This is a genomic window from Desulfobulbaceae bacterium, assembly GCA_013792005.1.
Lineage (GTDB): Bacteria > Desulfobacterota > Desulfobulbia > Desulfobulbales > VMSU01 > VMSU01.
The window spans coordinates 1-9,185 of the sequence record VMSU01000117.1; the positions used below are offsets into that span (position 1 = coordinate 1).

Here is a 9,185-nt window from a genome sequence, read left to right on the forward strand (position 1 = left end):
CCTTAGCCCAAAAGCTGCTGCACCGCAAAGGGCTTACCATCCTTTCCTACCATGGGGTAACCAAAACCCCCATGCCTTTTGAGGAGTGGTGCTTTGTCGAGGCCAGCCAGTTCCGCAAGCACGTATCCTACCTGCGGGACAGGTTTGATCTCGTCCCACTCTCCACCGCCATTCAAATGCTTGACCAAGGTACAATCCGCCGGCCAACCGCTGTCATCACCTTTGATGACGGATTCCAGAACAACTACGATATCGCCTTCCCAGTGCTGCAGGAATTCAATGCCCCGGCCACTATTTTCCTGGTGACTGACCGAATTGGCACCGATCGCACCCTCTGGTTCTGCCGTATTTACATGGCGCTCGCGGAGACAAAAATAACCTCCCTCTCCTGGGAGGGACAACGATTTAATCTGACCACTCCTGCCGGAAAGGCAAAGGCATCAAAATGGCTGCAAAATGCCTTCAAAGGCCTGCCCTTTGATCGCCTCCTTCATGAATTGGCCAATCTACAGAAAATACTTGGCGTAGAGAGAGACTCACCTGTCTCCCGGAACTCGCCCTTCCGGATGCTGGACCCAACTTCAATTAGAACGATGAAGGATTCCGGCCTGATTGAATTCGGAGGGCACACCCACACCCATGCCATCCTCAGCCGTCTCACCCCGGATAAACAATATGAACAGATAACCTTGTCCAAACATGGTGTAGAACAACACACCGACCTGACCTGCCGTTTTTTCGCCTACCCAAATGGCGCCCCCTCAGACCATGACTCCACTACCACCAGGATACTTACCCATTGCGGAATAATTGCCGCAGTCAACATGGAACACGGTCTGAATTATCAAGACACTCACCATCTCCACCTGTACCGTTTTGGCATCGGAGCAGACACCTGCTTCCCGCGCTTCAAACTGATGGCCCACGGTTTTACCTGATACGAATCATCGTGAGAGGAAAACAGATAATCACACACTACAACAGCGCCTCAAACCGTCGGGGAAAAAGGTGTTTGACCACAATTTTAGCCGCCCTCTTGCCCCGAATGCCATATCTCAAATAATCGCCCGAGGCAAGAAATCGAAAAAGGGCCGGCAGGTCATAGTCCTGTTGCGACATATACAGACTGTAGTGCAAAAAGCTCAACTGCCTGAGGTACATTTCACGGGCAACTACTCCCGCTGGGGTCGGAGTATCATAGAGCTTTATAAACTCGTGCAGATATCCTGAGGTAATCTGCTCTGGTATGGTTATGGAAACACCACGCTTCTGAAAAAAATCATCGACAATTTCCCTTCGCAGCTTCCTGGCCGTTGCCGCCTGCTGTTCGCCATGAAGCTGCGACACGGAAGTTTCAACCACTCGGTAACGTAACACCATTTTTTGCACATTAGAGAGCCTGCCCACCTTGGAAAGGTCAAACCAAAACCTGTAATCTTCACAATGGGCATATCGAGTATCATAGCGAATACCGCTCTCGAGCAACGTGGACCTCCTGATAAATGAAGCAGGGTGGGAGAGAGGCGACTCGACAAACATCCTGCCCAGAAGGGTGTCATGGTCTGCCTCCCGAAAATTGTACTTATTCCACACTCCCGGGCAGACATCGACCGACCAGCCACTGCAAGCCACGACCTGAGGCGACCGCTCCATCAATTGATATTGCCACTCAAACCGACGAGGTAAAGAGATATCATCGGCATCCATCCTGGCAATATAGCGTCCTCGAGCCAACTCAATCCCCTTGTTCAGGGTCGCAATAAGCCCTAGGTTCTTCGAATTGCGAACCAACCTGATCCTGCTGTCAGATATCGACTCAATCACTGCTGAGGTGGAATCAACGGAACCATCGTCAATGATCAGCAACTCAAAATCCTGAAAGGTCTGACTCAGGATACTGGCAACCGCCTCCCGGACATACCAGGCCGCATTGTGCGCCGGCATCAATACGGTAATTGCTGGCCCTTTGGTCCTCATCATGATGTGGGACCGGAAGAAGTCGACAAATTTCCATGGCTACCCATCACCTCATTCTCAAGAATCTGCACTAATTCAAGGGATTGGATAGAATCAAATTTCCTGGCGAACAGCGCCTTAGAATGCCTGAGGGCCCCAAGATCCTGGCTGGTCAGAATCTTAGGCAGGACTTTTTGCTGCGCGTTCCAATCGATATAGTGGCAGCCATGATCGTTTAAGGCATAAAACTCGGCAAGCTTACCTGCCCGCTCAAAATCATGACTGATCGACTGAGCAAAAGGAGAGTGTTTAACAATGGAGTGAAAAAAGATCTCGTCAGGGGCAAGGACATGACGACAAAATGAGCTGTATGAAGGATACTCCCGCACAAACCTGACCAAGTACCGGCCACAATCCCCGGTCAAAGACCACCATTGAGCGCCGTGATACAGAGGCATCCCTGGATAGGCCGAGCGAGGTATCCATCCAGACAACAGGTGAAGTTTAATCCAGCGGGGTAAGGGCAAATCGAGGAAAAAATAGCGGCTGATTGCTCGCGTGTGACGACAAGACACCTCACTTGCCCTGTCAAGGCGACGGTCAATCCTCATAAACTCCCGATCACTCGCAAACTGCTCCTTGATCGCAGCCAGGGGCTTGATCGGAAAATCACTGCCGCTCAAGAGACAGTATCTCGAAAAGTCCCCATCAAAATCCTCTGCCGCCTCAAGTAGATTAAGCGTCGCCTGAACCTGACTGAACCCTCCCCAATATACCTTGACTCTTTGCTCCCCCCACAAAAAAATCACATTATCGCAGCGCTGAAGAAGGTCCCGAAAGGGAGCGAGATCCGCTTTGGCATCAACATGGATAAAAAACCGGGCCCACTCACAATCCAAGGCACGGACCAGGCGGGCCAATAAGCCCGGCTGATTATGGGCTATGATAAGATATGCCACTTTCATATCACATAACTACTCAGGTTATCGGTTTACGGTTAACAGTTACCGGTCAATAAGCCCTGAGGATGGCGGCTAATTCACTGGCATTACACATCTTGCCATGATCCATGAGTGACCATAATTCAGTTCCCCGTAAACCGGTAACTGATCACCGTCAGCCTGAGGACTCAAAGGAGATGCAGGGTTCGACAATAATAGAAGCGATACACGAGAATAAACACATTGGCAGCCAGATACGCCAAGATCAAGGTGACCATCGTTACCCACTGCCCGAGAAAGAGGATCAAGACCGTTATTAAAAAGAAAATGGTGCTAAGAATTTCGCTGAAGTTGGACTGACGGCTATGCCCCATAACCACCAGCATATTGTTTCCCAACAGATAAGAAATTCCGATCACCGGCAGGATCAAGCCCAGCAGATAAAATAGCGGCTGCGCGGCCAGGAGTTCTTTCCCGGCCAGGATCATGATCACTGTCTTGGAAGAGGCAGCAATGACAAGATAGAGCACAACAGCAAGAGCGAAACTGGCCAGGATCACCTTCTTGACAAAACGCATGTCCCGGTTGCGGGCGACCTGGGGATAAATCGTCTCATTCAAAATATAAAAGGGAATCTTGGCAATGCTGATGATCTTATTGGCCAAATCATAATAGGCCACCTCCGTTGTCCCCAGAAATGTCCCAACCATCAGGGTGTTAGTCCTCTCCTGAATAGTCGCTGCGACCTTAGAGAGAAAAAAAGTGTACCCCTCCTTGACGTACCGACGAAGAACAGAAAGTTTGACTGGTCGCAAGCGAACATCAAATCTACCAAAAATGAGATAGCACGAAAAAATGCCGCCCACGAAGGTCCCGATTACCTGAAGAGCAGGATACCAGAGGTAGTCTTCCGGCCCACGGATACAAACGAAAATAAGTCCGGCAAAGGTGAGCTTCGAGGTGATTTCGACATAGGTTATAAACTGCATTTTTTCCTGACCCTGAAAAAACCAGATGGGATAGAGTATCCCATCGAAGCCTAACGCCAAGGTGAGGAGATAGAGTTCCTTATGAGAACCGAGCTGTGGGACAATGGCGACCAGGACAAGCAACACCAGATAGCAGGCCCCAAAGATTGCTATTTTAAGAGTGAAAATAGCCGAAACAATCTCAGAAAGTTTTTCCGGATCATGACGATTAATTGACACACTTCTGGCGGAAGGGACATTAAAGCCAAAATCAATCACCATGATGAAAAACTCAATAAAGGCCCGAGCAAAAATAACCAGCCCGTAATTCGTGACACCCATAACCCGAATCAGATAAGGGTAGGTCAGAAGAGGCAATCCCAAGTTAAAAAACTGCAGAACCGAGAGAAAAGAAAAATTGTGAAACAAGGTCTTGTGCCTACTCGCCATATCACGGAGACGACTCAATAGAACATCTCGTTCCATCGTCAATTAACCCCTGACCAAAAGGGAGAGGAAATCACCCCTCTTAACAACTGGCCCTCTCAGCACACGACCGCTTGCTTAAAATGGCCACATAAACCCCCAGATACCACAATACCCGCACATTGCTGAACGGATTCCCCATCAAGGAAACAAAGGTCAAGCCGACAATAAAGGCCATGATCACCTGACACAACTCATCCTCCCGACAGCGAAATCCCCGCCGTAAAGTTGCCAGAAGAAACCAATAAAACAACAGTGCGGGAAGCACCCCATAGCGAAAGAAGAGCTGCAAAAACTCCATGTGGGCGCTATCGACCCAAAAAGACTTAAGCGGAAGGGCATAGCCATAACCGGTGATAAAATTGCCGACAGAGAACCTGTGCAACACCGTGGTAATCAAAGTTCGGAAAATACCAAACCGAGTGGAGATCAGAGGATCACTGATCGTTGGCCTCGTGCTCATCAAGTCGCCAATACTCAACAAGGCAGCCAGCGCCGGATAAAATTTCTCCCGCAGTTCCGGCATAACCAGAAACGCACAGACCGTCACTGCGACCATGGTTAAAACGGCAGTATATTTTTTCCTAAACAACAAAAAGCACAGACACATAATCAGGGCTGCAGCGATGCTGGTTCTGAAATTTGTGGCAGCAATGCAGACAATCAGAAAGACAAACCCCAGCCCAATCAACCAGGTAACCAAAGTTCGCCGAATTACCACCAAATAATAGAGATAGGCGGGGACAAAGCAAGTCAACAGATCGGCGGCAAAGATATTCTTCTCCTGATAATACCCGCCGAGTATCCGTAAAAGCCCCCCGATCCGTACAGTATTCCCGGTAACAAAATCAATAAGGAACATCCCCAAGGGATACAACGAACCAATAATGACCCAAAACATCGCCTGCCGAAAATCCTCCTCTGTTTCAAGAAAATTGTGAGCAAAGACGAATATAGCCCACAAGGTCAAAAACTTCAGCCAGTCGCCAAGATGAAGCACAGGCTGAGCAGAGACAAGAAGCGCCGGAATACAGGCCAGGACAAATAGTAAATAATAGTTGGCCAATCGCTCTCGGAAAAAAAAGATATCCCGATGAGCAACATCCAGCTTTTTGAGGAAACAGGAGAGGATCAAAATAAAAGGCAGGAACACTCCAATGGCCTGAATGGCATTAGTCCCCAGGAATGGTAGCGAAATCTCCTTTAAAGAGCCGAAATGATCGATGATGGGCCTTGAAACCAACAGCAAGAAAAAAACATATTTTGGTTTAAAGAAAGCAAGAGCGCTGACGGCAAAAATAAACGTTCCGACAAAGAGCAGGAGCAGAGAGGCCATGCTAAATGAGCCTATACATCCACGCAGGGATCACCTGCTGCACCCTGTTCAGAACCACCCCGGATATCTCGCATTCATTATTGGCGAGCAGTGATTTTGTCTTAAGCGCTACCTCAGACTGAACCTTAAGGGACTGAACGACTAAGAAAAGCCCATCAGCCGCAGCGGCGGTAGACAAGGTTTGCGTTGAAGCCATGATTGGCGAAGAGTCAATAATAATACAGTCATAATGGTTCCTGGCCTCCGCCAGGAAGGCGGAAAATCTTACCTGCGAGATATTGCCGGCCAGATCTTTATAGCCATCACCACAGGTTAACACATGAATTGCACCATTGCCCCCCCATTCCTGGACCACTCCCACCATACTTTTCCCATGAAGAATCTCTGCCAATCCGGGACCCTGGCTCAGGTTGAGCTTATGATGCAGGGAGGGAGACTGAAAATTAGCATCGATAACGAGCACCTTGCAGTCGGGTTGATAATGAGTAAAATACGTGATCAGATTGGCGACAATTGTGGTCACGCCCTCACCTGGACGACAACAGGCAAAAACAAATGCCTTGCTCTGATTCTTCGAGCGCAAATTAAAAATCGTCTTAGTGAGATCCCCAAGCTGTTTTCTATTCTTAAGGTCCTGAAATCCACCCAAGGATGGAGGAGAAAAACCCTGTTTTTGCATCACTTCAAATGTTTTTGCCATTACCTCAATCCCTTCGTGCATTAGAATAATCTCCAGACTCCCTTAACTAGCCATGGATGCGGTACTGCTGATAACAAATCACTTGGCCTTCTTCCCTCTCAACCACCTCAAATACGTTGGTAAACGTTCACCGGGCACCCCATCTGCGCGAAAGCGGCCTGCTCATGTGCAACTAGCACACTTCGCAGACCGCTTTCGCGCATCTGGGGTGCCCGGTAAACGTTTACAGTCCGGTGAAATCCGCACGTTCAACGCTTCTGGTGAACGATTACATACGTTGCGCTAGTAAGTTCAACTTATCTCAGAGAACGTGCACACCACCGGCAGACCGAGAATTTTTTCAATATCATCGGCAGTCTTCAGTTTATTGTCGATGGATTCTAGAATGAAGGGCAAGCACAAGGCGGCAAACACCCCCGCAAAGATCGATGACATCAACAACAACAAGCGATTAGGGGCAACTGGCTGCTCCGGCAGACTCGGCTGGGACGATATACTGACATTACCCAAGTCATGAGATGACTTTTGGGTGAAGATTTTGGCATCCTCGGCCTTTCTGGTGTAGAGCAGATAGCTGTCCTGATACAATTGAACCTGCCGCTGCAACTCATTCAACCGTTTTTCCTTCTGATTAAGATCCCTCGCCTCGGTGCGGAAGAGATCAATCTGCTGCCGCAGGGCATCGATCTTGATCTTCATACTCTCAAGTTCCAGCTCATCGGTCTTGATCGCCTTTTCGATTTCTGCGCGGATCGCCCCACGGAGCATGATAATCTGATTATTGATATCCTTGTATTCGCGGCTTTCTGTAGTAAAAGACTGACTGATCTCACTCTGAGTGATCAACAAGGGTACAATCCCCTTGTTTAATTCGATAACTGCGGGGATTTCCCGCATCTCCTTGGTCAAATTGCCATCGATATCATTATGATCGTCGAGTATCCTCTGTTTAAGCATCGTAGCGCGACTGGCTGACTCATCATAGGATATCTCCAACACCTTCAGGTCATTCTTAAACTTGGTCAGCAGTTCAATATTAGATTTATTCTGGACTTGAAGATTAACGATATCCTCTTTCTGCTGAAATTCAGTTAACAACTTCTCGGCATCATCCAGTTTAATTTTGTAATCCGTTGCCTGCTGATAATAAAAATTCAGCCCATCTTTCTTGGTAAAGACTGTGGAACGATGCTGCATATACGTTTCCAGAACCTTGGAAAGTGTATCCTGCGCCCTCCCGGGATTATCAGATCTCATGGCAATGCTGATCACCGAGGACTCGACAATAGGTTCAATTTTTATCGACCTCTTCAGCTGCATCACCTGCGAACTCTCTTCTGAAGCCGCAGGAGGCGTCAATTGAAGCACTCGAAGAAACCCATTGACGATCAGTCGCACCGGATAGGTAATTGCCCCCAGCACGGAGCGATGACTATCAAGATTGGCCCCGGTAGAACCATACGACTTTACCGTATCGAGCATTACAACCTTGCTCCCCAACAACTCCATCTCGGTATAGATATCCTGAGTGGTCACCGGCGCCATCCGTTTCTCCTCGTTGCCCGCCGAAATCACCTCTCCTTCATAGGTCTTGGGCAACACCAGAACCTGAGCCGTGCTTTCATACTTAGGCGTGGCGCTATACGCATAGATCATGGCCAGGCCGACAATAAGTAAAAACACAAACACTGCCTGCTTCTTCCAAAAAAACCATATACGGCAAAAATCTCGTGCTGACTGCAATCGGGTAATAGCCATTGGCAATTCCTTCACATAAAACGATTATCGAAGAACGGGGGAGTGGTTGAGCAGCGTCCCACCAACATTATATCCAGCTGTGAAAAAGGAAGGGAGTAACCGGGAAATATATTGTTCGACAAAAAGATCCCGACGGGCAATGGCACTCTTAGGCACATACACCACATCATACTGCTGTAGCACCACATCCTGACTCATGTCTCCGGTCGAAAACACCCTTGCCATATCCACTATCCGTCCCCATGGCCGCCGTTGCTCGTCGCGGCTGATTACAAGAACAGTCTTCTTTTCACCGGTATCAAGAAATCCTCCGGCCCGTGAGATGACCTGACTGACCGTGTTCGGCCCTTCCATCAGATAATAGTCGGGTTTGGCAACCTCCCCTGTGACGTAAACCAGATTGGCCTTCATCTCCCACAAGACAATGGACAAGGTCAGGTTGTCGATGATCTTGTCATACTCTGCAGTTATCGTCCGCTTTAACTCGGGCAGGGTCTTGCCTCGGGCCATGACATCATTGATAATCGGCATGGAGAGATATCCATCCGGCCGAACGGCGCTGAGTTTACTCTGACCGCGCTCCGAAGTGGTGATTGCGATCTTCAGATAATCAATGGCCCGGTTGCTTTGAATTACAGTCACAGTAATGCGAGGATCCCTAAAATCCTTACTGAACAGTGTAGTCAATGTATCCCGAATAGCGTTGGTGGACAGGCCGAGGACCTTAACATCGCCAACACGGGGCAGGGTGATATTACCATCCGGCCTGACAGTGACATCGCGATTAATTTCGGTGTGGTGTTCACACTCAACTTTAAGAATATCACCAACAGACAAATGATACTCCTTGGTATCAGGCTGAGGGGTATCATGGTAGATGATTTCTAAAACATCTCCCGGTCCCAGCTCATACTCATATTCCACCTTAGGCATCGGTTTTTCATAGAGAGTATCCTCCGTAATCCCGACTTCAGGCCTTCCAGCACAGGAAGAACAGAGCAGACTGATGAGCGCTATGGCAAGTACGATCTTTATATTTC

At 48.6% G+C, this 9,185-nt stretch carries 8 protein-coding genes; 1 reads left to right on the top strand and 7 read right to left on the bottom strand.

Annotated elements, in window-relative coordinates:
• On the top strand, window positions 1–938 hold a 938-nt coding region (locus tag FP815_06800), incomplete at its 5' end, for a polysaccharide deacetylase family protein (GenBank protein MBA3014649.1).
• Between the two features lie 37 nt (window positions 939–975).
• Here the strand turns inward: FP815_06800 and FP815_06805 are convergent.
• The 7 genes from FP815_06805 to FP815_06835 form a co-directional block, all read right to left on the bottom strand.
• Window positions 976–1,980, bottom strand: coding sequence for a glycosyltransferase family 2 protein (locus tag FP815_06805; protein ID MBA3014650.1), 1,005 nt, complete (start codon window positions 1,978–1,980; stop codon window positions 976–978).
• Window positions 1,977–2,921 carry a beta-1,6-N-acetylglucosaminyltransferase gene (locus tag FP815_06810; protein ID MBA3014651.1) on the bottom strand — a complete coding sequence of 315 codons (945 nt, stop codon included), beginning with the start codon at window positions 2,919–2,921 and terminating at the stop codon, window positions 1,977–1,979. Before FP815_06810 ends, FP815_06805 begins: the two co-directional genes overlap by 4 nt.
• 164 nt (window positions 2,922–3,085) lie before the next feature.
• Window positions 3,086–4,351, bottom strand: a complete 1,266-nt coding sequence (locus FP815_06815; GenBank protein MBA3014652.1) for an oligosaccharide flippase family protein — start codon at window positions 4,349–4,351, stop codon at window positions 3,086–3,088.
• A 43-nt stretch (window positions 4,352–4,394) separates the two neighbouring features.
• Window positions 4,395–5,687: a hypothetical protein gene (locus FP815_06820; protein MBA3014653.1), complete on the bottom strand. Its 1,293-nt coding sequence runs from the start codon at window positions 5,685–5,687 to the stop codon at window positions 4,395–4,397.
• Window position 5,688: 1 nt separating this feature from the next.
• Window positions 5,689–6,387: a CpsD/CapB family tyrosine-protein kinase gene (locus FP815_06825; GenBank protein MBA3014654.1), complete on the bottom strand. Its 699-nt coding sequence runs from the start codon at window positions 6,385–6,387 to the stop codon at window positions 5,689–5,691.
• A 291-nt stretch (window positions 6,388–6,678) separates the two neighbouring features.
• Window positions 6,679–8,145 (bottom strand): hypothetical protein, encoded by a 1,467-nt coding sequence (locus tag FP815_06830; GenBank protein MBA3014655.1) that lies wholly within the window; start codon window positions 8,143–8,145, stop codon window positions 6,679–6,681.
• A gap of 24 nt (window positions 8,146–8,169) precedes the next feature.
• On the bottom strand, window positions 8,170–9,185 hold a 1,016-nt coding region (locus tag FP815_06835), incomplete at its 5' end, for a hypothetical protein (GenBank protein MBA3014656.1).

Excerpts from the sequence above, each read along its gene's own strand:
- FP815_06810 (MBA3014651.1), bottom strand. The coding sequence starts at position 2,921 with ATGAAAGTGGCATATCTTATCATAGCCCATAATCAGCCGGGCTTATTG.
- FP815_06815 (MBA3014652.1), bottom strand. The coding sequence starts at position 4,351 with ATGGAACGAGATGTTCTATTGAGTCGTCTCCGTGATATGGCGAGTAGG.
- FP815_06825 (MBA3014654.1), bottom strand. The coding sequence starts at position 6,387 with ATGGCAAAAACATTTGAAGTGATGCAAAAACAGGGTTTTTCTCCTCCA.
- FP815_06820 (MBA3014653.1), bottom strand. The coding sequence starts at position 5,687 with ATGGCCTCTCTGCTCCTGCTCTTTGTCGGAACGTTTATTTTTGCCGTC.
- FP815_06805 (MBA3014650.1), bottom strand. The coding sequence starts at position 1,980 with ATGATGAGGACCAAAGGGCCAGCAATTACCGTATTGATGCCGGCGCAC.
- FP815_06830 (MBA3014655.1), bottom strand. The coding sequence starts at position 8,145 with ATGGCTATTACCCGATTGCAGTCAGCACGAGATTTTTGCCGTATATGG.